Below are 25,743 nucleotides of genomic sequence, written 5' to 3'. Positions count from 1 at the left end.
TCGGTTTTTTTTGTAGCGTCGAGCCATGCTCGACTGCATGGAGAATGATGATGTCGCAAAGGATTTCGCTGCTGCTTGCCACGCTGCTGCTGGCAGCCCCTGTTGCCCAGGCCGCCCCCAGCGCGGATGCGCGAAGAGAAATCGCCCAGCTGATCTCCAGCCTGGACGGCTCCCAATGCCGGTTCCAGCGCAATGGCAGCTGGTACGACGGCAGCGATGCGCGCGCGCATCTGCAGCGCAAGTACGACTACCTGCTGAAGAAGGACATGGTGGACAGCGCCGAGCAGTTCATCGAGCGCGCCGCCAGCCAGAGCAGCATGAGCGGCAAGCCCTATCGCATCCATTGCCCGGGGCAGCCCGAACAGACGGCAGCGGCCTGGTTCGGTGCACGCTTGCAGGCATTGCGCCACCGCACGCCGTAGACACGGCCCGGGTGTAAAGTCGAGCCATGCTCGACTGGTTCTGCCCGTAAGCCGAGGAGACGCCGCCATGAACACCACGCCCAAGACGCTGTCGCGCTCGCTGAACGACCGCATGATTGCCGGCGTGATGGGCGGCATCGCCCATCGCTTCGGCTGGAACCCCACGCTGGTACGGATCGTGTTCGTGCTGGTCTCGATCGGCTCGGCGGCTTTCCCCGGCATCCTGGTCTACCTGATCCTGTGGCTGCTGATGCCGAACGAGGCCGATTGAAGACTGCTCCGGAGCCTTGGCCGATCTGGCTGCGCGCGCTGCAGGTGGTGGGCGCGGCATGGGCGTCCCCCAATTCGCTGCTCGGCCTGATCGGTGGCCTGGCCGGCATGCTCGGCGGCGCGACGCTGCGCTGGAGCGGGCGGGACTGCGCACTGGTGTTCGACCGCTGGCCGTGGGGGCCGGGTGGGGCGATCACGCTGGGCAATGTGATCCTGCACACCGGCCATGACCTGGGCATTTCCTGCCGCACCTATGCGCATCAGGCGGGCTGGGGCGTGGAGCCGCTGATCCGGCTGGACGACCACGAGCGCGCGCACGTATACCAGTACATGGTGCTGGGGCCGCTGTACCTGCCGGTATACCTGCTGTGTGGTGGCGTGAGTGCGCGCAACCCGTTCGAACGCGCGGCCGATCATTTCGCCCGGTTCGGGCATGGCTGGTGGCCGTAGTTTCCAGCCAACGGCGCAGCCCCTCGTGGCTTGGTCGGGGAATACGTTTCATGTGATTGGGCCGGGCGGGGTGGGTTCGCGGGACACGCCGTAAACCCGTCCCTGGGGGCTCGATGGCGCCATCCATGGCGCCAACGGTCCCGCGAATCCACCCCACCCGGCCCCTGACAGTTTCCGTGCGCGTCCATCCACGGAGAAGAAATAGAACAGCAGAAGCGGGTCGCGCGCTGCGCTTGCTCGTGAGCCGAGCATGGCTTGGCTCCACAGGAAGCAACAAAGCAGCCGGCCAGGCTGCTTTTGCTTTTGATCTTTTTTTCTTCTCCGTGGGTGGCAGACGCAGCAGAAATCTGTCAGCGGCCGGGTGGGTGGGGCTGGCGGGGTATCCGCGGCATGGATGCCGCGGCTAAGCCCCCATGGACGGGTTCACGGCGTCCCCGCCATCCCCACCCACCCGGCCAGCCCACAGGAAACCGGCTTTCCGCGATCATCCCAAACCACCCACGAGGGGCTGCGCCGTTGGCTGGAAACCCCCGATTCGTTAGTCGGAAGTTAAAGATCCGTAAGCATTCTGCTGCGATCCCGCAGTCATCTGCATGCAACCGATCGTCATTAGCCTTCGTGACGTTCCAGTCAGGTTCGACGCGGTAAGCTCTCCCTCGATGAGCTCGCAGCATCGCTCATCGAGTGCAGTACGCAGTAGCAATTTGGAGGAATACATCACATGGCAATCGTTCTTTATGTCGGTGGTAGCAAGGATGGCGAGAAGGGCGTGGTGCCCTACGGCTTCAGCAAATCCCGCGCCGACACCGCGCTGGGGCCGGAGTTCTACACGGAGCGGTTCATGGAACTGCAGGGTGTCGGCAAGGTCCGCCTGATGGCCCTGGAAGGCATGCGTGACGAGATCGTCATGCAGCGCGCCGCCCGCCACTACCGCTGACCTCCGCAACACGCGGCAGGGCGCGCCCACCATCGCGCGCCCGCGCCGGCATCCCAGCCCAGGGCCAGTCCGAGCCCTCTTTTCGCCAGGATGCCGGCGTCCACTCCGGCCTCACCGCTGAACCTCGCCCCCTGTCAATGCCTTGTCCGGCTCCGTCGTGGATTGCCAGAATGGGGTCTTCCCGTAACGCGGCACAGACCTGAAGCAATGCACGACGCCAAGAACGCCCAGAGCGCGCTCGCCCAGCAGATCGCCCAGACCATCGCCGACGAGATCGGTGCCCAGTCCGCCCAGGTACGTGCCGCCGTCGGCCTGCTCGACGAGGGCGCCAGCGTTCCGTTCATCGCGCGCTACCGCAAGGAAGTGACCGGGGGCCTGGACGACACCCAGCTGCGCAACCTGGAAGTGCGCCTGACCTACCTGCGCGAACTGGAAGACCGTCGCGCGGCGGTGCTGGCCAGCATCGGCGAGCAGGGCAAGCTCAGCGACGACCTGCGCAACGACATCCTGGCCGCCGACACCAAGAGCCGGCTGGAAGACCTGTACCTGCCGTACAAGCCCAAGCGCCGTACCCGCGCCCAGATCGCCCGCGAGGCCGGTCTGGAACCGCTGGCTGATGGCCTGCTGGCCGACCCGACGCAGGACCCTCAGGTCTTCGCTGCTTCCTTTGTCGACACCGACAAGGGCGTGGCCGACACCAAGGCTGCGCTGGAAGGTGCACGCGCGATCCTGATGGAGCGCTGGGGCGAAGATGCCGCGCTGGTCGGTGAGCTGCGCACCTGGCTGGGCGAGACCGGCGTGATCCGTGCCCGCGTGGCCGAGGGCAAGGAAACCGAAGGCGCCAAGTACCGCGATTATTTCGAGCATGCCGAGGCGCTGGCGAAGATTCCCTCGCACCGCTTGCTGGCGCTGTTCCGTGCGCGCCGCGAGGAGATCCTGTTCCTGGAACTGGACCCGGGCAGCGAGGCCGAGGCCGGCCACCAGTACGCCGAAGGACGCGTGGCGCGCAAGGCCGGCATCGCCGATCAGGGCCGTGCCGCCGACCGCTGGCTGCTGGATGCCTGCCGCCTGACCTGGCGTGCCAAGCTGCACACCCATCTGCTGCTGGACCTGTTCAACCAGGCTCGCGAAAAGGCCGAGGCCGAAGCCATCGCGGTGTTCGGCGACAACCTGAAGGACCTGCTGCTGGCCGCGCCGGCCGGCCCGAAGACCGTGCTCGGGCTGGACCCGGGCATCCGTACCGGCTGCAAGATCGCCGTGGTCGACGCTACCGGCAAGCTGGTCGCCACCGAGACCATCTATCCGCATGAGCCGCGCCGCCAGTGGGAGCAGTCGCTGCAGACCATCAAGCAGCTGTGCGCCAAGTACAACGTGGAACTGATCGCGATCGGCAACGGCACCGCCAGCCGCGAGACCGACAAGCTGGCCGGTGAGGTGATCAAGGCCGCGGCCAACCCGAAGCTGCAGAAGGTGGTGGTCAGCGAGGCCGGTGCCTCGGTGTACTCGGCCTCGGAGTTCGCGGCCAAGGAATTCCCGGGGCTGGACGTGTCGCTGCGTGGCGCGGTGTCCATCGCGCGCCGCCTGCAGGATCCGCTGGCCGAACTGGTCAAGATCGAACCCAAGGCGATCGGTGTCGGCCAGTACCAGCACGACGTGGACCAGTACCGCCTGGCACGGGCGCTGGATGCGCGGGTCGAGGACTGCGTGAATGCCGTGGGCGTGTACGTGAACACCGCTTCGGCCGCGCTGCTGTCGCGCGTGTCCGGCCTGTCGTCCACGGTGGCCGAGAACATCGTGCGCCATCGTGACGACAATGGCCCGTTCAAGCGTCGCAAGGACCTGCTGAAGGTCGCGCGCCTGGGCGAGAAGACCTTCGAGCAGTGCGCCGGCTTCCTGCGTATCGCCGATGGTGACCAGCCGCTGGACGCCTCGGCGGTGCACCCCGAAGCCTACCCGGTGGTCGAGCGCATCGTGGCCAGCACCGCGCGCCCGATCAAGGCGCTGATCGGTGATGGCAGCTTCCTGCGGGGCCTGAAGGCAGAACAGTTCACCGACGACACCTTCGGCGTGCCGACCGTGCGCGACATCCTGAAGGAACTGGAAAAGCCGGGCCGTGACCCGCGTCCGGAGTTCAAGGCGGCGCGCTTCGCCGAGGGCGTCGAGGACATCAAGGACCTGCGCGAGGGCATGGTGCTGGAAGGCGTGGTCAGCAACGTCGCGGCCTTCGGCGCCTTCGTCGATATCGGCGTGCACCAGGATGGCCTGATCCACATCTCGGCGCTCTCCGATATCTTCGTGAAGGACCCGCGCGACGTCGTCAAGGCCGGCGATATCGTCAAGGTCAAGGTGCTGGAGGTGGACGTGGCGCGCAAGCGCATCGCCCTGACCCGGCGCCTGGACGACACCCCCGGGCAGGCCACCAGCCGTCCGGGCCAGCGTGATGACCGCGGCCAGGGGCAGGGGCTGCGCCGCGACGCAGGCGGCCAGAACCGCGGGCCAAACCGGGGCCAGGGCAATGGCGGCCGTCCCGCTCAGTCCGCGCCCCCGGCCAACAACGCCCTGGCGGAGGCCTTCGCCCGCGCCAAGCGCAGTTGAGGACCGTGTCCCCCGTCACGCTTGATTCGTGGCGGGGGACTTGTCGATTTTCCCCGTGATTGCGCACACTTGCGCCTGAGGGGGGCGTTTGGCCTCCCCGCTGTCGCTGGGGAGGGCCATGACGCCAGCAGGACCCGTTGTCTTCGTTGAGGGCTGCAGCGCTGTGCTGCGGCTGCTGCCCGCCTGTGCGGGCCGGGGACCGGATTGATGGCGGGCCAGGGAAACAACGGCAACGGGCTGCTCGAGCGGCGCCTGCAGGAACTGGCAGAGGAGCGCCGGCGCCTGGCCATGATCATCGACGGCACCGCTGCCGGTACCTGGGAATGGAACGTGCAGACCGGCGAAATGCGGGTCAATGCGCGCTGGGCGGAGATTGTCGGCTATCGCCTGGAAGAGCTGGAGCCGGTGTGCCAGAAGACGTTCCTGAAGCTGGTCCACCCCGACGACATCGTCCTGTCCGACGCGGCACTCGAGGATCACTTCGAAGGCCGCAGCGACAACTATGTCTGCCTGCTGCGCATGCGCCACAAGAATGGCCAGTGGATATGGATCCACGACCGTGGCCGCGTGTTCGAATGGGACGGGCAGGGACGACCGCTGTGGATGGCCGGTGCGCACGCCGACGTGACCGAGCTGCAGCAGGCGCGGCAGGATGCGGCCGAGAGCCGGCAGCGATTGCAGGCCGTGGTCGACGCGTCCGATGAGGTGGCGGTGATCGCGACCGATACCGAAGGCACCATCACCCTGTTCAATACCGGCGCGGAACGCCTGCTGGGTTACAGCGCGGAAGAAGTGGTCGGCCAGCGGCGACTGGGTGATTTCCACGATCCGGACGAGCTGGCGGCCTGGCTGCGTCCGCTGGCGGCTGCGGACGGAAGCCTGCCGGGCGCGTTTGAATCACTCAGCGCCCGCGCCGATGAGCAGACCTATTCACGGCAGTGGACACTGCGGCGCAAGGATGGCCAGCCACGCCAGGTGCGCTTGTCGATCAGCCGCATGGATGGTGCCGGCGGCGCGCGGATCGGCTATGTCGGCATGTCCATCGACATCACCGAGATCCTGCAGGCGCGCGCCGAAGCACGCCTGTCGGCAGAGAAATTCGCCGGTGCGTTCACGTCGGCGGCGCTGGGCATGGCGCTGGTGTCGCTGGAAGGACGCTGGCTGGACGTCAATGACGCACTGTGCCGGATCCTGGGCTACCCCCGCGAAGAACTGCTGCAGGTTGATTTCCAGCGCCTGACCCACCCCGATGACCTGCAGACCGACCTGGCCCTGGTGCAGGATCTGCTGGCCGGGCGGCGCAGCCACTACCACCTGGAAAAGCGCTATCTCGATCGCGACGGCAAGGTGATCTGGGCGCGGCTGTCGGTGTCGCTGGTGCGCACCGAGCACGGTGAACCGCTGCATTTCGTGTCGCAGATCCAGGACATCAGCGCCCAGCGCAGCAGCGAGCAGCGCCTGTTCGAGAGCGAGCAGCGCAGCCGTATCACGCTTGATGCGGTTGCCGACCTGGTGCTCAGTGTCAGCCTGGATGGCCGTATCGACTACGCCAATGCCGCCGCAGTACGCACCCTGGCGGGTGATGGCGCGCTGTCGCTGGCCGGGCACAAGGTGCAGGACGTGCTGGCACTGACCACCGAATATGCGCCCGGCTCGGTACTGGATGTGTCGGTCCTGCTGGACCCGGAAAGCAATGCGGTGGACCTGCACGCCGATCTTCTGCTGCGCCTGGGCACGGCCACGATCCCGGTCGACCTGACCCGTGCCTGGCTGCGCGATGATGAAGGTCATGTACGCGGTGCGGTGTGGGTACTGCGTGATGACACCCAGCAGCGCGCGCGCCAGCGCGAAGCGCGCCATCTGGCCGAGATCGATCCGCTCACCGAGCTGAGCAACCGTCGCGGCTTCGAGGTGCATCTGCAGCAGGCGATCACCCGCGTCGAGCGAACTGGCCAGGCCGCGTCGTTGATGTACATCGACCTGGACCGCTTCAAGCCGGTCAACGACACCTGGGGCCATCTGGCCGGCGATGCCGTGCTGTGGGCGGTGGCCAGCGTGCTGCGCCACGGTGTGCGCGATTCGGACGTAGTGGCGCGTCTGGGCGGCGACGAATTCGCAGTGATCCTGTCCGGCTGTACGCCGCGTCGTGCCGCGCGCATCGGCGGTGAACTGCTGCACACCCTGGCATCGCTGTCGATTCCGTGGGACCGGGACCGCCTGCATGTGGGTGCCAGCATCGGTATCGCGCCATTGGCGGGTGGGATGAGCGTGGACCAGGCCGTGGCAGCGGCTGATGCCCAGTGTTACCGGGCCAAGGCAATGGGTCGCAACAACGTACAGGTGCAGGGCGAGGCCAGTGAGCTGCCCGGCGATGATTCCGAAGCCGCCGAGGGCTGATCTCAGCCTGTGAGAGGGCGTGCGCGAATACTGCGCGCACATCCACTCATGCAGGTGATCCCATGAAGGTCTGGAACCCGGTTGCGATGCGGGCCTACGCGCCGGCGATGGTTGGCTGGTGCCTCGCGCTGGCCGCCTGCCTGCGTGCGGAACAGCTGCGCGGCGACCTTCACGCGCAGGCCCTGCTGCCGGTACTGCAGGGCGGCGCGGTCGCCCTGCTGGTGTTCACGCTGTCCTGTATCGGTGCCGCCAGCATCGTGCTGTGGCGGACGGGCAGGAACGCGGTGGAGTGATGCGGTGGATGGTCACCGCATCCTCCACGTCATGTTGCGTCAGCGCAGTACTTCATCCGAACTGACCAGCTGCACGTCGTGCATCAGGTTGAGGTAAGCCTCGTAGTAGCCCTTGTGCGAGGCACCGACGATGGTCAGCATGCGGGTGCCTGGATGCTGGCCCAGGATGTCGCGCATGTTGGCGACCATGCGCAGGTTGCGGGTTTCCCAGTAGCCCACGTAGTTGCGGCCGAAGCCTTCCGGCGAGGGCTCGACGAGGGTCGCGCCGAAATCGCTGTTGAAAGCCACCATCGCGGCCTCGGGCGTGTTGTAGGCGCGATACATTGCGAGCAATCCATCCGGTTGAGCAAGATTGGCCTCCAGTCGTTCATCGGCCGCCCTGCGCGCTTTGACGAAGGAATTGTCCCAGGCACCGCGTATGGCGGCAGCGTAGGCCTTCTGCTGCGATTCCGGTGTTGGCGAATCTGCAGTGTGGTCGTCGACCGACCACAGGCGCTCCAGCCCCAGGCGTGCCGCAAGTACGCCGGCCACCAGTCCGGCCTCGTTGCGGCGGGCCATGCGCGTGTCGAGGAACTGCACCAGCTCCGGTGTCAGGCTGTCCGAAGCACGTCGCTCTTCCCTGGACAGCCGCAGCCATTGGACGACTGCCGAGCTGCTTTCGCCCGCGGCCAGGAACACGGCGGCCAATCGGCGCCGCTGGGCAGCGGTTGGCGCCTTCGGCCAATCCGCAAGCAGGCGTTCCATCTCCACGTTGGCGCTGGGCACGTCCAGGCCGGTGGCGGCCTGCGCCGGTGCCGGATCGACGCAGTAGTCCGCTACGCTCTCCGCGTATCGGGCCGGATTGCGGCGCATGAAGTCACACTGCAGGCCGGACAGGTTCTCCACCGCGATCGCGGTGGGCCGCCAGGCTTCCAGGCGCTGCAGCAGAGGTTCCAGCATCGCCGGCGTGAAGGTCTCCGGCAGGCTGGACAGGTGCGGGCTGCCCAGCACCAGCACTTCGTTCGGGCGTCCTGCGGGTGGTCCCTTCAGCTGGTCGGGGTGGAAGGCGGGTCGATAGGCGGCGTCGTTGGCCAGCGCGCTGCTGCTGCACAGGGCCAGGAAGAGAAGGCTGGCAAAGCGAGGGAACATGCGATCTCCATGTCGATAAGCATCCTGCGGGACCTTCATGCTGGTCATTTTCTCCTGCTGGGGAATCCCGCATTGGTCATGTAAACCTTTCTGCCTTGAGCTGCATCCTTCTGCTGAGCGATGCTGCACGCAATGCCCAGGCGATGCAGAAGATGACATTGGACGACTGGACCATCGACAGTCCGCGGCTGCACCTCCGGCCTTTCACGCCCGGTGATGCCGACGAGGCATTTGTGGCAATCACACCCGGGCTGACCCGCTACATGGCGTTCGAGCCGCCACCCTCGAAGGAGGCGTTTTCTGCCGTCTGGCGGACGTGGCTGCTTACCATCGCCGACGGGACCGACATCACGTTGGTGATCCGCAGGCGCGGGGATGGGGTATTCCTTGGCCTGGCAGGCCTGCATCGAGCCCGTGAAGCAGAACCCGAACTGGGCATCTGGATCGCAGAAGTGATGCATGGGCACGGCTATGGCCGCGAGGCAGTGGCGGCGGTGTGGTCGGCGGCCTCCGGGCGCCTGCGCTGTGCTGCGTTCCGCTACCCGGTGGCGGAACGGAACCGGTCCAGCCGTGCACTGGCTGAGTCCCTTGGTGGGCAGGCTGTGGCACGTGAGCAGGGCGTGAAGTACACGGCAATCGTCTACCGCATTCCGGCTGCAATGCACGGAGTTGCGACGGACGTCGCGGAATCCCGCTAAAGCGGCCGACGGCGTCGCCGATACTCCCTCTGGATCCCGCTCCAGTCACCCGCCGCAGGACCCCAGGCTGCCCCCGACGGGTGGTCCGCGCAGTGTGTTCCGCCGTTTCCAGATGCGATCGCACCCGCAGCAGACGTTCTTCGCAGTCGCTCGAGAGGTGCCCGTTGGCACCTGTAGTCCCTGGCAACTGATGTTGCCGCCGGGCATCCCGCCCGTCGGGTCACAACCGCTTACCGGACACCGAGGATCAGACAATGCTCATTCCAGGCTTCACGGCAGGCGCGCAGGCGCCGGCCGAGCTGCATACCCGTTGGTCGCCGTGGCGTGCGCTGCTTGGCGTGCTGGCGCCGCAGCAACGCACCAGCACGGAGGCGGCGATGACCGACCGCACCGAGCTGGAAGCGCAGGTGGCCGCGCTGCATCGCGTGCAGGCCGTCATCGAATTCGCGCTCGACGGCACCATCCTGCGGGCCAATGACAATTTCCTGCAGGCGATGGGTTACCGGCTGGAGGAGATCCAGGGCAAGCATCACTCCCTGTTCGTCGACCCCGAGCAGGCGCGCAGCGCGGAATACCGCGACTTCTGGGTACGCCTGGGGCGTGGCGAATATGACGCCGGACAGTACCGCCGCTTCGGCAAGGGCCAGCGTGAGATCTGGATCCAGGCTTCGTACAACCCGGTGCTGGACCGCCAGGGGCGGCCGTACAAGGTGGTCAAGTTCGCGACCGACATCACCGCGCAGAAGCTGCAGGCGGCCGACTCGGCGGGGCAACTGGCCGCGATCGCCAAATCGCAGGCGGTGATCGAGTTCAGCATGGATGGCCGCATCCTGTCGGCCAATGACAATTTCCTGGCCGCTACCGGCTACAGCCTGGACGAAGTGCGCGGGCAGCACCATTCGTTGTTTGTCGAGCCTGAGCATCGCAGCAGCGTCGAGTATCGCCAGTTCTGGGAGAAGCTCGGGCGCGGCGAATATGACGCCGGCCAGTATCGGCGCCTGGGCAAGGGCGGGCGCGAGGTCTGGATCCAGGCATCCTACAACCCGATCCTGGACCTCAATGGCAAGCCGTTCAAGGTCGTCAAGTACGCCACCGACATCACCGCGCAGGTGCACGAGAACCAGGCCATGCAGCGCGCCGTGGCGCAGACCCGCGAGGTGGTGGCTGCCGCCAAGCAGGGCGATCTGACCCAGCGCGTGGCCACCGCCGACAAGAACGGGTCGATCGCCGAACTGTGCGAAGGCGTGAATTCGCTGGTCGAGGCGATGGCCGCGATCATCGGCCAGATCAAGTTCGCCGCGGACACCATCGCAGTCGGCGCGACCGAAATCGCACAGGGCAACAGCGACCTCTCGCAGCGTACCGAGCAGCAGGCGGCCTCGCTGGAGGAAACCGCTGTGTCGATGAAAGGCCTGGCCGAGACCGTGCAGCGCACGGCCACCAACGCGCGCCAGGCCAGCCAGCTGGCCGGTGGAGCGGCCGACGTCGCCGCTCGAGGCGGCACTGTGGTGCATGAAGTGGTCGAGACGATGGCGGTGATCAATGCCTCGTCGCGGCGCATCGTCGACATCATCGGAGTGATCGACGGCATCGCCTTCCAGACCAACATTCTCGCGCTGAACGCAGCGGTGGAGGCTGCGCGTGCCGGTGAACATGGCCGCGGCTTTGCCGTGGTTGCCACTGAGATCCGCGAGCTGTCGCAGCGTTCGGCCAGCGCAGCCAAGGAGATCAAGCACCTGATCGATGAGTCGGTTGCCAATGTGGGCGCCGGCACGGCGCAGGTTGAGAGCGCGGGCCGTACCATGGATGAAATCGTGACCAACGTGCGCCGGGTCAGTGACCTGATGACTGAAATCAGCACGGCCTCGCAGCAGCAGAGCGACGATATCCAGCAGATGAATCATGCGGTCGACCTGATCGATCAGGGCACCCAGCAGAACGCGGCCCTGGTCGAGGAGGCGTCGGCGGCGGCGCGCAGCATGGAAGAGCAGTCGGCGCAGCTGCTGCAGACCGTGGCCAGCTTCCGCGTGCAGGGCGGGGCCGGGCACCGGCACGGAACAGCGGGGCTGCACGCGGTCTAGGCGCGGCGACCGGACGGGTCTTCCTTGCTATCGGTGTCGCCGCGTACGCAGTTGCGTCCGGCATGTTTGGCGCGATACAGGGCCTGGTCGGCGCGTTCGACCAGGTCGCGCGGATCGCGGTCTTCGCCGGGTGCCTGCCAGGCCACGCCGATGCTGATGGTAACGGTGGCCTCGGGGGCGGGCAGGGCTGCGGCTTCAACCGAAGCGCGCAGCCGTTCGCCCAGGCCCAGTGCGTGGGCGGCATCGGGCGAGGGCAGGGCGGCGATGAATTCTTCGCCGCCATAGCGCGCCAGCAGATCGTCACCCCGTTGCAGGCAGCCATCAAGAATGGCGGCGACCGACTGCAGGCGACGATCGCCCTCCGGATGGCCATAGGTGTCATTGAGCCGTTTGAAGTGGTCGATGTCGATCATCAGTACCGCCAGCCCGAGTCCCTGGCGGCGTGCGCGGCCACGGGCATTGCCAAGAGATTCGTCGAAGCTGCGGCGGTTGCCCAGCCCAGTCAGCGGATCGCGCCGCGCCAGCGTTTCCAGCTCATCGCGCTGGCGCTGGATCTCCACCTGGCTCAGCACGCTGCGCAGGGCATAACCGAGCATGGCACCAATGAAGCCCACCGTGGCCAGGGTGGGCTGCAGGCGCGCGACCAGCAGCGCCACCATCATCAGCAGCAAGGGCAGCATCAACGGCACGCCGGCGTCGACGATGTGGCGCAGGCTGCGCGATACCTCCACCGCCGGATAGCGGCGCTTGCTGGCGGCCATGACGGCCAGCACCACGAACAGTCCGCTGATCAGCAGGTCCCCCCAGTTGCCGTCAGGCAGCTGCGGCTGGCAGGTGTTGATGTAGAACGCCAGCAGGAAATAGCCCAGCGCGTAGATCGCAAGTGTCCGGAAAAAATCGCGGCGGTCGGGATTGTCCTCGGCCAGGAAGCGGATCAGCGCGAAGCAGAACACCAGGCTGTTCTGTAGGTTGCTCATGGCGTTCAGGCATTGCGTCCACAATGCGGCGTTGAAATGCGCCATCGCCCGCGTGTGCCCGAAGTACAGCAGCCACAGCAGTGCGATGATCAGCAGGTCCACCGCGCGGATGCAGCGGTTGCCGCCGCCCGGGCTGGCGGCCACGTAGGTCAGGGGGATGCGGTAGAACACGTACAGGATCAGCGAAGACACGGTCATCTGCGCAGGATCGAGGCCGGCCACATTGCGGTACAGCAGGGCGAGCAGGGCCAGCGAGAACAGGCCCACGGCAGCGCCCAGCGTCCGCCATTTGCAGGCCGCCTGGCGGCTGTCACGCGCACGCCGCACGCAGGCCAGTGCAGCCAGCAACGGCGCAGTGATCAGCATCAGGTAGGAGCCGACCGGGTCCTGCGGGCCAACAAAGGCAATGACGAGCGCGTGCGTGACCAGAAAAAACAGTGCCGCACGCAACGTCATGCATTCCCCCGCCCCCAGCTCCGGCTGGGATCACGATAGGCAGAAGCACGTGTGGCTTGCAAGAAAAGTGTGCGCTGCGTCTATTCCAAAGCTTGCCGGAAGTCGCAGTTGTGTTTCAGCATGGTGACGCGGAGCCTTCGACGCGGGCGTACATCCAGAAGTCACGGGGCTGTCCTCGAACCCGCCGGTAAGCGCGCAGCAGGCCTTCGCGCTGCATGCCGATGCGTTCCAGCACGGCGATCGAGCGGGCGTTGCTGTCCAGGACAGTCGCCTGGATTCGGACCAGAGCGAGTGCGGCATGGCCCCATTCGAGCACCGCGCGTGCTGCGTGCGTGGCCAGTCCCTGACCCTGCCAGCGCGGATCGAGATCATAGGCAAGTTCGCCGCGGCCATGCGACAGGTCGATTCCGTTCAGGCCAACGGTGCCGATCAGCTGGCTGTCGGCGCCCACCAGCGCCCAGCGCTGGTCCGTTGCCGTGGGCAGGTAACCGGCGATCTGGCAACGCAGTGCCCTTTCGGAAACGTCGCCCCAGCTGGTGTGCTCGGTCACGCCCGGCAGCGAGAGATAACGGGCCCAGGCGGCAGCATCATCCACGTGCAGTGGACGCAGCCGTGCGGGCAGGGTGGCGGGGAGCGTGGGCAGGGCGGGCGTTGGCATCGTCGCCAGTGTTGGCGCTCCGGTCCTGAAAATGCAAAAGGCCAGGTCGGGGACCTGGCCTTTGATGCAGTGGTGCCGGTGAAAGGCACTACGCCACATTTCCCGCTCAATCCCGGTAAGACCCGAACAGAGACTATATCCAACGGATTCAGTGGCTTGCGCGCGCTGCGCGGATTGCTCTAATCACGTGTTGGCCCGTGCCTGCCCGATAGCGTTACGCCAGAATTACGCCGAACATTGGCGGCATGGCATCTATCCAACGACGCGGCACCTCCTGGCGTGCTGAGATCTACAAGGACGGTCGACGCGAGTCGAACACCCTCCCCACGAAGGCGCAGGCGGTCCAGTGGGCGCTAATGCGCGAGGCCGAGCTGACGGGTGCGCGCCTCCCAGAGAATACCGTGAAGGACGCCCTGCGCCGCTATGCCGATGAGGTGGCGCCGAAGCACAAGGGTGCGCGGTGGGAGCTGGCCCGGCTGGGACTGCTGGAGCGGGATCCCCTGGCGCTCGTGCGCCTGCCCGCTCTGCGGCCGATCCACCTGGCCGAATGGCGCGAGCGCCGCTTAGGCCAGGTCGCACCCGCCTCCGTGCGGCGCGAGATGAACCTGCTGCAGTCGGTGTTCAAATCCTGCCGGAAGGATTGGGGGTGGCTGAATGGTGACCCGATCAAGGACGTGGACCGGCCGCAGGCGCCGGCCAGCCGGAAACGCAGGGTGGCTCAGGAGGAGATCGACCGGCTGACGCTGGCGCTGGGATATGACGGTGGCGCGCCGAAGAAGGCTCAGCACCGGGTCGCGTTGTGCTTCATGTTCGCCCTGGAGACGGCCATGCGGGCTGGCGAGATCTTGGGCATGAAGTGGACCGATGTGTCGGCCAAATCCGTGACATTGCCGAAGACCAAGAACGGCGACGTTCGCCGTGTGCCAATGTCAGCCCGCGCGCGGGAGATCATCAGCCTTCTGCCGCAGGACGCAGAAAGCGTTTTCGACCTGGACCCCGGCACGCGAGACACCCTGTTCCGCCGTGCGCGGGATGCCGCTCAGATCGAGAACCTGCACTTCCACGATAGCCGCGCAGAGGCGATCTGGCGGCTGTCGAAAAAGCTGGATGTGATGGAGCTGGCCCGGGTCATTGGCCACCGGGACCTGAAGAGCCTCTTGATTTACTACCAGACCGACGCCGACGAGCTGGCTGACCGGCTCGGTTAGCTTGGCGCCACGCCAGCACCTCGCCGGCAATCCATGTGGCCGGGCGCATGCTGATCCGGATGGGGAAGTCTGGCCTGCAAGCGACGGTCTCCAGCACCGTTCGCGCAGCCAGGCCGAGCAGGGTGCCGACTTCTTCGGCACCGATGGCTCGCAGCTCGAATGGGATGTTCTCGGCAGCTCCCATGATTCCCTCCGTCAGATCGACGCCAGCGCCGCGCGCTGGGTCTTGGGTTTGCGCTCGGCCAAGCCGAGCTGGAACTGCAGGACGTTGTCGACCGCCGCAGGCACCGCTGCCGGCCGCGCGCTGCGCGCCGGGCGGTTCAGGCGGCGCCACGCCTCAATGGCCTTTTCAGGATCGGCATGCTTGCTGGTCGACCTGCAGGCGCACTCGACCAGGTGGCCGCCGCCGGCGGAAGCACAGCGCTTGTCGTGGATGTGGCGCGCGCGGTGGCCGGCGGCGCAGTTCGGCAACCCTTCCGGGTGGCTGATATGTTCCTGGGTCATGGCTTGTTGCACTCCTCGATGTGGGCTTCGAGCTTTTCGATAAGGAAGGTTGCTTCGGTGGCCCTGCGGCGGCGTTCGTGTGTGCTGACCGGCGCAGGACCGGCATCGCGGATCCACTTCAGCGGCTCAAGGAGCCAGCTCGGGTCGACAGGCAGCAGCTTGCGAGGGTTGGGCTTGTTGTCAGGCGGGAAACAATCCGGCCCCGCCCAGTCCTCGCTCATTCCGCAGCGCGTGCACACGCGCCGCTGGAAGTCGTGGACCTTCTCGGGCTGGATTACGCGCGGTGTCTCGAACAGGGCGCGGACAACGAGCCCACGCTGGTGGGCGGCGTAGACGTGCCCAGCGTCGGCTTGGACCCAGCAACCCGGGCCCACGTCTTTCTTGTTGCGATATTCCCAGCGGACAGGCTGCGCGGAGTAGAGCGCGGTCATCAAGGTGTCGGCCCACGCGCGGACCTGGTTGGCGGCAACGGCGCCGCCGGCGGGATCGACACGCCGCATGGCAGCGACGACCGCAGCGACAGGCGACGATGCCTTGGTGGCCTCGACAACGGTGGCCGGGGAAATGGGCAGTGGTGCAGTCATACGAACAGGTCCAGTTGGGCCGGCAGTGCCGGCGGCGGGGTGGGGAGCGCATGTGCGGCGGTGGCCCCGAGTTGCTCCATTCGCTGCAGGAGGCGGCCGGCGTAGCTCTCGTTGCTCCTGATGAACCACGAGAGCTGGGCGGCCCTGAATCTGTCCCCGGCGTGGCCACGCAGTAGCAGTGCATCCCGCTCTTTGCGCAGCTCCCGGATGTGATGGATCGTTTGGGAGTAGGCACCGGGCAGGCGCCGGCGGTCATACTCGTCCTCATCGGCGTCAGGCAGGTGTGTCGCGTCCAGGGTGATCATCGGAACATCTCCAGCTGCTGCGGCACGATCGGGCGACAGGTTGCGTAGGGGCTGGGCTCTCGCTCGTTCAGAAGATCCTGGGCGATATGGAAGTGGTAGCCCCGGCCGTTCATGTCGGTGATGCAGACCATCGGGAAGTAGCAGGCCGCGATGGCCCCGGAGCAGAACAGGTAGTAGCCGCGCCCACACGGCGCGCGGCCGCCCTCGGTGCTGCTGTCCAGCATGTCGCGTGTCCAGCCGGCGGCAATGCGGACGGCTACTGCGTTCGATGCGATCTCCCATGCCTCGTCTCGGTCCATGATCCGCGAGGACACCATGCCCATGGTGCGTAGCGCGGCGTCCATGTCCCCGGCAGCTAGCGCCTGAAGCGCTTGGCCGCGGGCCTCCCAAAGGCGGGCATCCTGGGGAGCGATCGCGTCGAGCTCGACCCCGGACATGCTGGCCAGCTGGCGGCCTATCTCGCCGTCCTCCATTGCAGCGGTGAGCAGCTGGTCAGCCATGGGCGGGCACCTCTTTGATCCAGCGGATTGAATGGATTCGCCGCTCTGCCTTGTGGCTGAACCGGCGCGGTCGGGCTGCGGATCGCAGCCAGGGGAATCGGGTGTGGACGCGATGCATCAGCCGGTGCCTGCTGGCGTGCTGCAGATGGCCGGCAAAGCTTGCGATGCGGTTGGATAGCTCACGGAAGTCCGCTGGCGTGGCGCGGAGGTTGTCGCCATGCACGTGCTCTCCTTCCCATTCGGCCAGCGCCGTGTGCAGGTGCCCAACCACGCGCCGCCGGGCCAGCGTGTGTGTCGGGTAGATCACGTAACCGAGGAAGTCCAGGCCGTCCGTGAGGCGACAGAGCTTCTGCTCGGCCTTCAGGCGAAGGCCGAGCTGGTCCTGCAAGAAAGCCTCGATCTGGTCACGCCAGGCGGCCAGCTGCTCGCGGTCGTGGTGGAACAGGACGAAGTCATCGACATAGCGCAGGTAGCGCTTGGCCTTGAGGACGTGCTTGGCGAACTGGTCCAGCGCGTCCAGGTAGACATTGGCGAAGAACTGGCTGGATAGGTTCCCGATCGGCACGCCGCGCCCGGCTGGGGCGTTGGCGAGTTTCTTGTGCGGCGGCACCTGCGCCTGCTCGGTAGCCGTGGCCCGGTAATGGACGCCCGCATGCAGCGGCGAACGGCGCAGCAGTGCATGCGTGATCTGCTGGACCACAAGCGGTGCGCCACGGCGCCGCAGCCGGGTACGCAGCATCCTCCACAGGGTCGGCCGGTGGATGCTGTTGAAGAAGTTGGCTACGTCCAGCTGCAGATACCAGCCGCCGCCCTGACCGCTGCGCACCTGGCGCACGAACTGCTGGGCCCTGCGCACAGCCGCATGGCTGCCGCGGCCCTTGCGGTTGGCGTAGCTGTCGTGGATGAACGTCGGCTCCCATAGCGCTTCCAGCTGCGGCACCAGCCAGTGGTGCACTACGCGGTCGGCGAAGTCCGGCGCATGGATTTCGCGAGCTTTCGGGCGGGTTGCCACGAAGCACGTCGAGGGCCGTGGCTCCCAGCGACCGGCCAGCAGCTCGCGCTGCAGCTGCAGCAGGCCGTCTGCCCAGCGGTGGTCGAAGCGCAGCTGGTTGAAGCTCGGAACCTTCTGGCGGCGCGCACGCCGCCATGCCTGGTACAACTCCTGCAGGCCTACCTCTCCCTGAAACTCACCGGCACGACGCACGGCCAACGCGAACCCGTTGTTGTTGCGGTGGTTGTTGTTGACGTTGCCGTTGTTGAAATTGACGTTCCACGCGGACGCCGAGGACCAGGCGGCCGCCTCCCCATACACTTGCGACCAGGCCGCGCAGCCCGGATGCGGATAGCGCGGCTTCGTCATGAGTTGGCCCCAGCAAGGGCGGTACGGGTACTCAGTTTCTTGCCGCGCTGCGCGACGCCATCGGCTTGCGCATTCTGGGCATGGGAGATTTCGCGCAGGCGGCGGCGCCAGCCGCCGGCCTGCATGCCCAGCTCTTCGGCCAGGCGGATAAGCATTTCAAACTGGCGGAAGCTGGCGAAGGCGCCAATCCTTTTGCCGATCTGCAGGAGCTGCTTGAGAGCATCGATATCCCGCACCAGCACCGCCACCCACCGCGCCTGCTCGGCGCGCTCACGCCAGGCATTGTTGGCGTTGATGAACACCAACTGGGAACGCGCGCGCAGGTCTCTGCCGATCTGGTAGCGATGGTAGCGAGCGAACCGGCGCACGGCGTTCTCGATCTCGACCGCCATGTGTTCGGCGGTCTTGATGATGGGTGGGGGCTGGAAACGAGAGCTCATCGGGAAAGCCTCAGCAGAAAATCAAATCACTGACCGGCACGACGCACGGCCAACGCGAACCCGTTGTAGCTGCGGTGGAAGCTGTAGACGAAGCCGTAGTAGAAATTGACGTCCCACGCGGACGCCGAGGACCAGGCGGCCGGGGTCTTCGACCAGTACCAGTCGTTCTGGATGTCCTTGAAGAAATCCGTGTTGATGGCCGGCGAGTGGCGGCTGCGGTCGATCAGCAGCTGATACTCCTCGATGGTCGGCAGATCCCAGTCGGTGTGGCCGAGCAGGTCCAGGGCCTTGGCGGCGGCGGCGCACTCGGAGTGCGGAACGTCGCTGTCCACGATGTTGGTGGCGGTGAAGGTGAGGCCGTAGTCGGGCAGGAACACGGCCACCTGGTCGTTGGAATCGTCCGGCAGCTGGTTGCGGTCGGCACCGATCTTCTTGAGGGTGATGGGGTTCATGATTGCTCCAGGGAAAGAATCAAAAGGGCCAATTACTGACCGGCACGACGCACGGCCAACGCGAACCCGTTGAGGTAGCGGTGGCCGTCGCTGACGTAGCCGTCGTCGAAATAGACGCCCCACGCGGACGCCGAGGACCAGGCGCAAGGCGTGCTGGTCCAGTGCCAGCGGGGCAGCACGCCGGGGAACAGAGAGGTATCGATGGCCAGCTCATGGCGGGTTTCATCGACCAGGGCGGACAGCTCGGCACGGGTGGGCAGGCGCCAGTCGTCGTGGCCGAGCAGTCGCAGCTCGCCGCAAGCCTTTTCGCAGTCGGCTTGGCTCATGGGGTCGCCGTCGCTGTCTCCGATGGACTTGACCGCCCACATGAGGCCAGTGGCGTGGTCGATCACCGCGACGTGGTCGGTGCGCGAGTCGCTGCCGGCAGCGCTGGTGCCATCGGCGAACAGCTTGGTATGGCCGGTGGCGTGGTGGTCGATGACCTGGCAACGCTCAAGTTCGATCAGCTGGCCGGGCAGGATGGTCGCAGCGGAGATGGAAATCTCAGCTTCGCCTTTGGTGCGGATGGTGATGGCGTTCAACGTGCGTTCCTCGCGTTGCTGTGGGTGCCGCCGTCGGCGGCGCTGGTTGGACTGCAGAGAGCTGCCAGTGCTTCCAGCCGCTCCGCCTCGGCGGTGCGGCGCTGCATTTCGGCCTTGAAGGCTGGCCAGGTGGTCTGGAGGTCTTCCCAGCAGCGCCATGCGAAGAACACGGCGCCGATGGCGCAGGCGAGGGCGACAGCGTCGACCTGGTTGCGCAGCGCCCAAGCGAGGAGGGCGAGGAGCAGTCCGACGACGACGGCGCAGAAGAAAGGCAGGGCCAGGTGGCGCATTACTCAGTCTCCCGTTCGGCGGTGGGCTCGGCCGGCGCGGGCGCCGGGCCGACGGGCGGGGTGATGGGCGGGATGCCGACGGCCATGCCGGCGAAGAAGTCGTGGTCGGTCATTCGGCACCGGCCATGGCGCGTAGGCTGGGCTGTCCGGCGACCTCTACGGATGGATAGAAGACGCGGTGCTTTCCGGTTTTTAGGTTCCTTGTCCGGATGCTCACCGACGCCCAGGGCTTTCCATCGATGCCGATGTGCAGATCCACGGTCGTGCTGACGATTAGTGCCCTGCGTTCGACAACGGGATGGCCGTAGCGCTGTGAACGGACGATGCAGCTGGCGCCGGGGGGATAGTCATCCTGCGCGACACCGAATGCCTCGCGAGCGGCCCGCTCCAAAGTCGACAGGGCTGCGTCGAGCTGCGGCAGCTCGTTCCTGTATCTGCGGCTCATGCAGCACCTGCCTGTGCGCGCGCTGCGCGACGAGCGGCGGCGACAGCACCCGCAACGCTCTTTCCCTGCAACCGCACGATATCGGCGGCGGAGTTGGCTGCAGCGACGACCTGGTGGGGGAGGAGGCCCCAGCGGCGCCCGGCGCGGGCGACGATGCCGGCGGCGGCAGCGGCACGCTGGGCGTTGGAGTGGTGGGCGAGGGCGGCGCTCATGCGGCTGCTGCCTGCTGGAGAGCCAGCGGCTTGGAGCGGGCGATGGTGGCGACCTCGGTCGCGCCCTCGTCGATCGCGTCGGCGCATTCGGCCAGGTGTTCGGCAAGTTCGCGGGCCTCGGCCGAGGTCAAGCTGAGCAGGGAGGCATCGCCGACCTTGACGACAATGGTCCCTGCACCGGGCCGTGCTTCGGCGCGGGCTGTGCCGCGGCTGGTGGTGGTGATCGCGGCCATGGCTCAGCACTCCTGCCCGAACAGGCGCTGGCCGAAGCCGATGCCTGCACCGATGGCGAAGACGAAGATGGCGTAGACGGCGGCGATGAGTGGCCACAGGGGCCGTTTGCGGCGCTGCATGAGATTCTCCGGAAGGTATTCGCGTTTCGTGCGGCCGCAGCTATGCTTCGGCCATGGAATGGACGAACTGGCTGACGCTAGGGATTGCGGTGCTGGGCGCTACGCTCGGCGTGTTCAACGCCGTCTGGCTGATCCGAAAGGACACGGTCCGACTGAAGGTGCGATTCGTGACGCTCTACGTGCCCGGAACCGACATGTGGACTGGCGCGCTCGAAGTGATCAACACCGGCTATTTGCCGGTGACCATCAATGAAGTGGCCTTCCATTCCGGCCGGCGTTCGAAGACGCGCGCCGCAGTAATTACAGACCTCCTGCAGCGCACCCAGCTCCCGCACCGGCTTGAGCCGAGAAGCGTCATCAGCGTGGCTGCTCATCCCGACATCCTTGGGAATATCGACAGCGGCCGATTCACCTGGTGCAGCACTTCGACCGCCTGCGAGACTCAGGTTTTCGCGAAGATCAAGCGGAAGAAGAGCTGAGGCCTGCAGGGCCTCACCGGGCTTGAGTGGGAATACCCGGATATGGGTGCGCAGTTGGCGCATCCGGAACATCACGTACGCGTTGAGGGCCACGCCGATGCCGGCGATGGCGAGCGCTGCGTGTTCCAGGGTGATCGGGGCCATGCTGGGATCTCCTGCCGCCGGCCCCGGGGTGGGGCTTCATGGGCGGCTCGGAGCTAGTAAAGCGCTGCTTTAGTTTAAAGTCAAGCGGTGCTTTAGGTTCTTTCCAAAGAAAAGCCCTTCTTGAGTGAAGGGCTGTGTAGAGCTACTGCTTGAGCTTCGAGGGGTCGAAGCCAGATGTGTCGAATTCCCAGGCCGGCGCCCCTTCCTGATAGACCTCAGCTTGAATCCTGACGACATCAGCGGACGCCATTCGCCGCACGAAGTCTGAGTAGCCTCGGATGAACAGGAGCGTCGTGGAATTGTCGCTTGGACCAGCGGCTTCGTACGTTCTCGGCTTTTCATCTCCGAACCGCACGAGCACCTTGCAGCCGGAGTAGCTCCTGCAGAGCAGCTGTCCGCGCTCGATGCTCATGATGACATCGCTTCCATGCTGTGGGTGCTTGCGGATGGTGAGCGTAGCGTGCTGCGGCCTTGAATACGGACGATCGAACTCATGAGTATTGCTGCTCGACACTTCAGCTGTTACCGAAGCTTCGCTGGTCATTGGGTCGTCGTAGGAGCGATAGACCCATTGCTTTCCCAGGTTGGCCTTCCTCACGTCTTCTTCTAGCTCGGGGATAAGCTTGGATGCTGCAGTCCCCTCAGTTGTGCCGGGGAAGGAGCCTGCCAGGTCTTTTGCTGTAAGAAGGCGAGCTTCCGCATAACGGCTAGCGTCGTTCATCTCCGCGAATAGCCGAGATTTCTTTTCCTCAGGAGCCTCACTAGGAGCAGCACCAGATGTCACTCCGGGACTACTAGCGGTGTGATCGGGCCGCGGCGAACACATGGCTACCAGAAGCACTATCGCCGCCATCAAGACAACTACAGCGCATCCGGTTTTCATTACACCATTGGCCCCGGCACTCGGTGGAGCCGGAAGGGTCCCTTGCCTAGGCCTATTAGGGTGACCGCAATTTGGGCAAGCTTCGGCTTGGTCACTGATCTGCCGTCCACACTCTTCACATGCGATAAGCGCCACCGCATCCCCCTGTTCTGATCCGTCAGTTGAATCTATCAATTCGATTGCGCAGGTAAACCTTGCCTCCGATTACGGTGTGGGCAGGCATGGGGAATGCTGGATACAGCCCTGCGTTTGCGCTGACTACATACACGGCATCGCCTCGATCCTGGAGGGCCTTTACCTGCTGGCCATTGCCGGTGTTGAGTAAGTAAATCCCATCACCATCGAATGCAGTGACGCCCGTGTCGACCATCAGGGATTCCCCAGGATTGATTACGGGGATCATCGAGTCCCCGCGACCGGTAACCAGCACAAGTCGCCCAGGAGGTGGGACGAACCCAACGACCGACCGTATGTAAGTTGGTGCAAAGTCCATCGCACGCACGACGTCCGGAAAATCCTCGTTGATTGCTCCATCCCCCATGTCGGCATCTCCATCCAGCTGCTGGACGCGAACATAGCTCTGCGTGGTCGCAGGAGTGGAGACGACTGCTGCGGCCTCTCCCATCCCGAAGTGGGATAGCGGCTTGCCAGTCAGCTGAGCCAGCTTTGGAAGCTTCCGCTTGTCGACCTTGCCCGTGCGCAACCAGCCAGACACTGCCTGCTCAGTGACGCCAAAGGAATCTGCGATCCCTTTCTGGGTCAATTTGGACTCTTCGATGGCCGAACGGATGGCGGCCGCCATGGCGGAATTGTCAAGCATTGCTTGATTGTCCATGGGGTGCCGAGCCAATGTAAGAAAGCATCGCTTGACTGAAGACTAAAGCGACGCTTAAGCTGGACGTATGAATCATATCGCTGCTGCCGTAGAGAAGACGGGGGCCGGCCAAGCCGGGTTGGCACGCCTGCTCGGCGTATCGCCCCAAGCAGTCAATCAGTGGGTCAACGGCAATAGACCTGTGCCTTCGCGGCACGTACTCGCCATTGAGAAGGCGACCGGCGTATCGCGGCACGAACTCCGGCCTGACGTATTTGGCCCAAGCGCAGCTTCTGATTCCCAGGAGCAGCGGCCGACGGTAGCTGATCAGATCCGTGCGGAGGTGGACAGCCGGATGAGCAAGCGCGCGCTGCGCGCCCGGCTGGGTCTGTCGACGGACAAGCAGCTGGCGACGGTGCTGAAGCTGCCGATCGAACAGGTTGAGGGCTGGCCGGAAGAGGGCGCCTTGCCGGCGCTGCCGCAGATCCAGCGCCTGCTGGGCGTCCAGGAACAACCGCAGGCGCAGCAGGCGCCGCACGACCCCGACGAGAACCGTTACGCCCCCTTGGAGGTGGCCTGAGATGCGCGCGCTGAAGCAGCGCCTAGCGATCCATCGTCGCCAGCGCGCCTTCCAACAGTGGGACCAGCTGGCGATCAGCCTGGCCCTTGGTGTGTCGGTCAGTGCTGTGGAGACCCGGCGCTGGTCGGAGGGTTCCGTTCCAGATGCTCTGCGAGCGTCAGCATTCGCTGTCCCAGTTCGCGAAGTTGAACTGAGGTCAGCGCGTAGTTGGGACTCGAATGAGCTTGCGCAACTTTCTCTGTCGGGCTCACCAGGTACTTCATCGTGAAGAAGCCGATCCCGTACTGCGTGACCACACCACTGTCCCAGCCGGCCACCGGTGCCAGCGGCTTCTGCTCCTGTGAATCGTCCATGTCGCCCTCCTTGTGGGCTGTTCGTGTGGAAACGCCAGCGTAGCGCAAGGAGGGCGGCGCCAGTCGTCCCTGAGTAGTTGTCCATGGCGCACATGATGCGCCGCCGCAATGCCCCGAAAAACCTTGAAACACCTGTCTCCCCAAGGTGACCCATGACTTGCCGAACCTCCTCTTTGAACTGGCTGGACGTGCTCTACAACTCCGTGCGCAAGACGCCCGGCGGCGTGGCCGATGCAGCTGCCTACCTGGCCGACCGCCGCGGCAAGTCGATGCACCCGGAGACGCTGCGCGCGAAGCTGCGCGGCTTGGAGGGTGAGTCCCTGACGATCGAACACGCCGAACTGCTGACCGAGTGGATGCAGGAGAAGGCGGGCGGCTGCGAGTACGCCCTGGAGTGGATGCAGGCGCTGGCCGGCCAGTTCGGCATGGCCGTGGACGCGGTTCCGCCGCCGCCGGAGGGTGGCTGGTCGGATGAGATCGGCGCAATCCAGACGAAGCTGCTGGAGATCACTTCTCGCGTTGGCCGTCTGTCGGGCACTGCTGTGGAGGCGATGTCCGACCGGCGTATCGATAGTGACGAGGCCGAGCTGATGGTGAGCGAGGCCCGTGCGCTGCGCACGATGGCGCACCGCCTGGAGCGAAACGTGGCACGTGCTGCGGCGAAGGGGAGGGCGCGCAAGTGACCAGCCATCCCGCTCGATCCACTGATCCCAGTACCAGCCACGAAGCTGCACGTCACGTCGTTGATAGTGGCCTGCAGGCAGATCAGCAGCGGGTGGCAATGCTGGCTCTGAAGCAAGGCAGCGGGCTGACGAGCAATGAGCTTGCCCAGCGGACTGGCCTTTGCCGCTACATGCTGGCTCGCCGGCTGCCCGAGCTGGAAGAGGCTGGGTTGGTTTGGCGCGGACAGAAGCGGGAGTGCAAGGTCAGTCGCCGCAGCGCTTGCACCTGGTGGGCTGTCGCGCCCGGCGCCAACTACACGCTGGCGGTCTGAAATGAGCTTCGAAGCATTCGCATGGGCTGCCCGCCAGCGCGTCACCAGCACTCAGAAGCTCGTGCTGCTGATGCTGGCTGAGCGCCACAACAAGGATACCGGCCAGTGTCGGCCCAGCCACGACACGCTGGCAGAGGACTGTGGGCTGACCCGCCGCTCTGTCATTGACCAAATTGGAAAGTTGGCCCAGGCCGGCTACATCACCGTTCTGCCGCGCGCCAAGGACAACCTTCGGCTGCCAAACCAGTACCGCCTCAACTTCCACTTTGGCATTCAGGCGGCACCCAAGGCGCCAGAGGATGACCCCTATTTGGTGGTGAACGACGTTCACCACCCCGTGGTGAATCAGGTTCACCAGGTGGTGAACGACGTGCACGGGGGTGGTGAACCACGTGCACAGGAACCAGGAATTAAACCAGGAAGAGAACCTAAGAGCAGAAAGCAGCGCGCAAGCGCGCCGGCTGCTCAGGCAGTGGATCTGGATTTCGCGACCTGGCCCAGCCCGCCGTCTCCGCAGGTCCTTGGTGACTGGCTCCACCTCCGCCGCCAGCGCCGCGCCCCGGTCACTCCGACCGTTCTGGAGAGCTTCGGCCGCGAGCTGCATCTGGCCGCTGCCATGGGCTTCACGGTCGACCAATGCCTGGCGAAGTGCTGCACCCGCAACTGGCAGGGCTTCGAAGCCGCATGGCTTGAGCGCGACCTGTCTACCACCAACCGCACCAAGGGAGCGTCCCATGCAACGCCTCAACACGGTTCTGCCGATCGAATCGAGCAGCTCCAGCAGCAGTTCCGCGCCGAACGCCGAAGCGGTGGCGGTGGTGGCGGCCCTGGCGATGAGACCGGAGTCGTCTTCGATGCCGAGTTTGCCGTCGTCGGGGGAGCCACTCAGCGTTGAAGCAG

The 25,743-nt window shown here is 65.6% G+C and carries 33 protein-coding genes; 15 read left to right on the top strand and 18 right to left on the bottom strand.

Going from position 1 to position 25,743, the window contains the following annotated elements:
• Positions 1-47: 47 nt before the first annotated feature.
• From ACSYAO_RS13060 to ACSYAO_RS13030, 7 genes are all read left to right on the top strand, one after another.
• Entirely contained in the window at positions 48-422 is a 375-nt protein-coding gene (locus tag ACSYAO_RS13060) for a YfeK family protein (protein ID WP_414574497.1), read from the top strand.
• 67 nt (positions 423-489) lie between these two features.
• Positions 490-693 carry a PspC domain-containing protein gene (locus ACSYAO_RS13055; protein WP_014037612.1) on the top strand — a complete coding sequence of 68 codons (204 nt, stop codon included), beginning with the start codon at positions 490-492 and terminating at the stop codon, positions 691-693.
• Positions 690-1,142 carry a hypothetical protein gene (locus ACSYAO_RS13050; RefSeq protein WP_049462153.1) on the top strand — a complete coding sequence of 151 codons (453 nt, stop codon included), beginning with the start codon at positions 690-692 and terminating at the stop codon, positions 1,140-1,142. Before ACSYAO_RS13055 ends, ACSYAO_RS13050 begins: the two co-directional genes overlap by 4 nt.
• 721 nt (positions 1,143-1,863) lie before the next feature.
• Positions 1,864-2,079, top strand: a complete 216-nt coding sequence (locus ACSYAO_RS13045; RefSeq protein WP_005410085.1) for a hypothetical protein — start codon at positions 1,864-1,866, stop codon at positions 2,077-2,079.
• Between the two features lie 207 nt (positions 2,080-2,286).
• Positions 2,287-4,674, top strand: a complete 2,388-nt coding sequence (locus tag ACSYAO_RS13040; RefSeq protein ID WP_049461918.1) for a Tex family protein — start codon at positions 2,287-2,289, stop codon at positions 4,672-4,674.
• A gap of 207 nt (positions 4,675-4,881) precedes the next feature.
• Positions 4,882-7,071 (top strand): PAS domain S-box protein, encoded by a 2,190-nt coding sequence (locus ACSYAO_RS13035; RefSeq protein WP_149908565.1) that lies wholly within the window; start codon positions 4,882-4,884, stop codon positions 7,069-7,071.
• Positions 7,072-7,133: 62 nt separating this feature from the next.
• Positions 7,134-7,364, top strand: coding sequence for a hypothetical protein (locus ACSYAO_RS13030; protein WP_049400551.1), 231 nt, complete (start codon positions 7,134-7,136; stop codon positions 7,362-7,364).
• 39 nt (positions 7,365-7,403) lie between these two features.
• Here ACSYAO_RS13030 and ACSYAO_RS13025 read toward each other — a convergent pair whose 3' ends face one another.
• Positions 7,404-8,492 carry a DUF5694 domain-containing protein gene (locus ACSYAO_RS13025; RefSeq protein WP_049461920.1) on the bottom strand — a complete coding sequence of 363 codons (1,089 nt, stop codon included), beginning with the start codon at positions 8,490-8,492 and terminating at the stop codon, positions 7,404-7,406.
• A gap of 95 nt (positions 8,493-8,587) precedes the next feature.
• Here ACSYAO_RS13025 and ACSYAO_RS13020 point away from each other — a divergent pair, with 95 nt between their 5' ends.
• Both ACSYAO_RS13020 and ACSYAO_RS13015 read left to right on the top strand, forming a co-directional pair.
• Positions 8,588-9,190 (top strand): GNAT family N-acetyltransferase, encoded by a 603-nt coding sequence (locus tag ACSYAO_RS13020; RefSeq protein ID WP_223224638.1) that lies wholly within the window; start codon positions 8,588-8,590, stop codon positions 9,188-9,190.
• Between the two features lie 254 nt (positions 9,191-9,444).
• Positions 9,445-11,271 (top strand): methyl-accepting chemotaxis protein, encoded by a 1,827-nt coding sequence (locus ACSYAO_RS13015; RefSeq protein WP_049461921.1) that lies wholly within the window; start codon positions 9,445-9,447, stop codon positions 11,269-11,271.
• Here ACSYAO_RS13015 and ACSYAO_RS13010 read toward each other — a convergent pair.
• Positions 11,268-12,704: a GGDEF domain-containing protein gene (locus ACSYAO_RS13010; protein WP_049461922.1), complete on the bottom strand. Its 1,437-nt coding sequence runs from the start codon at positions 12,702-12,704 to the stop codon at positions 11,268-11,270. The two genes, ACSYAO_RS13015 and ACSYAO_RS13010, sit on opposite strands and share 4 nt — an antisense overlap.
• A 115-nt stretch (positions 12,705-12,819) precedes the next feature.
• The gene (locus tag ACSYAO_RS13005) at positions 12,820-13,461 is read right to left on the bottom strand and encodes a GNAT family N-acetyltransferase (protein WP_440565719.1); all 642 of its coding nucleotides are present in this window, start codon (positions 13,459-13,461) and stop codon (positions 12,820-12,822) included.
• Positions 13,462-13,607: 146 nt separating this feature from the next.
• Here ACSYAO_RS13005 and ACSYAO_RS13000 point away from each other — a divergent pair, with 146 nt between their 5' ends.
• Entirely contained in the window at positions 13,608-14,570 is a 963-nt protein-coding gene (locus ACSYAO_RS13000; RefSeq protein WP_440565717.1) for a tyrosine-type recombinase/integrase, read from the top strand.
• Between the two features lie 195 nt (positions 14,571-14,765).
• On the opposite strand, the gene ACSYAO_RS12995 is transcribed toward ACSYAO_RS13000, so the two are convergent.
• The 12 genes from ACSYAO_RS12995 to ACSYAO_RS12940 form a co-directional block, all read right to left on the bottom strand.
• Positions 14,766-15,074, bottom strand: coding sequence for a hypothetical protein (locus ACSYAO_RS12995; RefSeq protein WP_440565715.1), 309 nt, complete (start codon positions 15,072-15,074; stop codon positions 14,766-14,768).
• Complete coding sequence (locus tag ACSYAO_RS12990) at positions 15,071-15,658, bottom strand: hypothetical protein (protein WP_440565714.1); 588 nt, start codon at positions 15,656-15,658, stop codon at positions 15,071-15,073. Before ACSYAO_RS12990 ends, ACSYAO_RS12995 begins: the two co-directional genes overlap by 4 nt.
• Positions 15,655-15,963: a hypothetical protein gene (locus ACSYAO_RS12985; RefSeq protein WP_440565712.1), complete on the bottom strand. Its 309-nt coding sequence runs from the start codon at positions 15,961-15,963 to the stop codon at positions 15,655-15,657. The genes ACSYAO_RS12990 and ACSYAO_RS12985 overlap by 4 nt, the downstream gene beginning before the upstream one ends.
• Positions 15,960-16,463, bottom strand: coding sequence for a hypothetical protein (locus tag ACSYAO_RS12980; RefSeq protein ID WP_440565710.1), 504 nt, complete (start codon positions 16,461-16,463; stop codon positions 15,960-15,962). The genes ACSYAO_RS12985 and ACSYAO_RS12980 overlap by 4 nt, the downstream gene beginning before the upstream one ends.
• On the bottom strand, positions 16,456-17,823 hold the full coding sequence (locus tag ACSYAO_RS12975; RefSeq protein WP_440565708.1) for a reverse transcriptase domain-containing protein: 1,368 nt from the start codon (positions 17,821-17,823) through the stop codon (positions 16,456-16,458). The genes ACSYAO_RS12980 and ACSYAO_RS12975 overlap by 8 nt, the downstream gene beginning before the upstream one ends.
• Positions 17,820-18,215 carry a hypothetical protein gene (locus ACSYAO_RS12970; RefSeq protein WP_440565706.1) on the bottom strand — a complete coding sequence of 132 codons (396 nt, stop codon included), beginning with the start codon at positions 18,213-18,215 and terminating at the stop codon, positions 17,820-17,822. The genes ACSYAO_RS12975 and ACSYAO_RS12970 overlap by 4 nt, the downstream gene beginning before the upstream one ends.
• A gap of 74 nt (positions 18,216-18,289) precedes the next feature.
• Complete coding sequence (locus tag ACSYAO_RS12965) at positions 18,290-18,715, bottom strand: DUF1566 domain-containing protein (protein ID WP_440565704.1); 426 nt, start codon at positions 18,713-18,715, stop codon at positions 18,290-18,292.
• 32 nt (positions 18,716-18,747) lie between these two features.
• Entirely contained in the window at positions 18,748-19,296 is a 549-nt protein-coding gene (locus ACSYAO_RS12960; RefSeq protein ID WP_440565702.1) for a DUF1566 domain-containing protein, read from the bottom strand.
• Positions 19,293-19,586: a hypothetical protein gene (locus tag ACSYAO_RS12955; protein ID WP_440565700.1), complete on the bottom strand. Its 294-nt coding sequence runs from the start codon at positions 19,584-19,586 to the stop codon at positions 19,293-19,295. The genes ACSYAO_RS12960 and ACSYAO_RS12955 overlap by 4 nt, the downstream gene beginning before the upstream one ends.
• 109 nt (positions 19,587-19,695) lie before the next feature.
• On the bottom strand, positions 19,696-20,031 hold the full coding sequence (locus ACSYAO_RS12950) for a hypothetical protein (RefSeq protein ID WP_440565698.1): 336 nt from the start codon (positions 20,029-20,031) through the stop codon (positions 19,696-19,698).
• Positions 20,028-20,243 (bottom strand): hypothetical protein, encoded by a 216-nt coding sequence (locus tag ACSYAO_RS12945; protein WP_440565696.1) that lies wholly within the window; start codon positions 20,241-20,243, stop codon positions 20,028-20,030. Before ACSYAO_RS12945 ends, ACSYAO_RS12950 begins: the two co-directional genes overlap by 4 nt.
• A complete protein-coding gene (locus ACSYAO_RS12940) occupies positions 20,240-20,476 on the bottom strand; it encodes a hypothetical protein (RefSeq protein WP_329810751.1) in 237 nt (78 codons plus the stop codon). The genes ACSYAO_RS12945 and ACSYAO_RS12940 overlap by 4 nt, the downstream gene beginning before the upstream one ends.
• A 173-nt stretch (positions 20,477-20,649) precedes the next feature.
• On the opposite strand from ACSYAO_RS12940, the gene ACSYAO_RS12935 reads away from it, so the two are divergent.
• Positions 20,650-21,075: a hypothetical protein gene (locus ACSYAO_RS12935; protein ID WP_440565694.1), complete on the top strand. Its 426-nt coding sequence runs from the start codon at positions 20,650-20,652 to the stop codon at positions 21,073-21,075.
• A gap of 286 nt (positions 21,076-21,361) precedes the next feature.
• Here the strand turns inward: ACSYAO_RS12935 and ACSYAO_RS12930 are convergent, their stop codons facing one another.
• A complete protein-coding gene (locus ACSYAO_RS12930; protein WP_440565692.1) occupies positions 21,362-21,940 on the bottom strand; it encodes a hypothetical protein in 579 nt (192 codons plus the stop codon).
• A gap of 319 nt (positions 21,941-22,259) precedes the next feature.
• Positions 22,260-22,922, bottom strand: coding sequence for a LexA family transcriptional regulator (locus ACSYAO_RS12925; protein ID WP_440565690.1), 663 nt, complete (start codon positions 22,920-22,922; stop codon positions 22,260-22,262).
• A gap of 82 nt (positions 22,923-23,004) precedes the next feature.
• Between ACSYAO_RS12925 and ACSYAO_RS12920 the strand changes: the two genes are divergently transcribed.
• Positions 23,005-23,496 carry a transcriptional regulator gene (locus ACSYAO_RS12920; protein WP_440565688.1) on the top strand — a complete coding sequence of 164 codons (492 nt, stop codon included), beginning with the start codon at positions 23,005-23,007 and terminating at the stop codon, positions 23,494-23,496.
• Between the two features lie 98 nt (positions 23,497-23,594).
• Here the strand turns inward: ACSYAO_RS12920 and ACSYAO_RS12915 are convergent, their stop codons facing one another.
• On the bottom strand, positions 23,595-23,849 hold the full coding sequence (locus tag ACSYAO_RS12915; RefSeq protein WP_440565686.1) for a hypothetical protein: 255 nt from the start codon (positions 23,847-23,849) through the stop codon (positions 23,595-23,597).
• A 152-nt stretch (positions 23,850-24,001) separates the two neighbouring features.
• On the opposite strand from ACSYAO_RS12915, the gene ACSYAO_RS12910 reads away from it, so the two are divergent.
• The 3 genes from ACSYAO_RS12910 to ACSYAO_RS12900 all read left to right on the top strand — a co-directional run bounded on the left by ACSYAO_RS12910 (position 24,002) and on the right by ACSYAO_RS12900 (position 25,738).
• Positions 24,002-24,532 carry a phage regulatory CII family protein gene (locus tag ACSYAO_RS12910; RefSeq protein ID WP_440565684.1) on the top strand — a complete coding sequence of 177 codons (531 nt, stop codon included), beginning with the start codon at positions 24,002-24,004 and terminating at the stop codon, positions 24,530-24,532.
• A 98-nt stretch (positions 24,533-24,630) separates the two neighbouring features.
• Complete coding sequence (locus ACSYAO_RS12905; protein ID WP_440565682.1) at positions 24,631-24,843, top strand: winged helix-turn-helix domain-containing protein; 213 nt, start codon at positions 24,631-24,633, stop codon at positions 24,841-24,843.
• A 1-nt stretch (position 24,844) separates the two neighbouring features.
• The gene (locus ACSYAO_RS12900; RefSeq protein WP_440565680.1) at positions 24,845-25,738 is read left to right on the top strand and encodes a helix-turn-helix domain-containing protein; all 894 of its coding nucleotides are present in this window, start codon (positions 24,845-24,847) and stop codon (positions 25,736-25,738) included.
• The last annotated feature ends 5 nt before the right edge of the window (positions 25,739-25,743 follow it).

Origin of the sequence: Stenotrophomonas sp. STK16_22 (genome assembly GCF_051984505.1) — a bacterium.
Classification (GTDB): Bacteria; Pseudomonadota; Gammaproteobacteria; order Xanthomonadales; family Xanthomonadaceae; genus Stenotrophomonas; species Stenotrophomonas maltophilia_A.
Note: the sequence above shows the minus strand (reverse complement) of the source record. Positions and strands in the feature narration are given on the sequence as shown.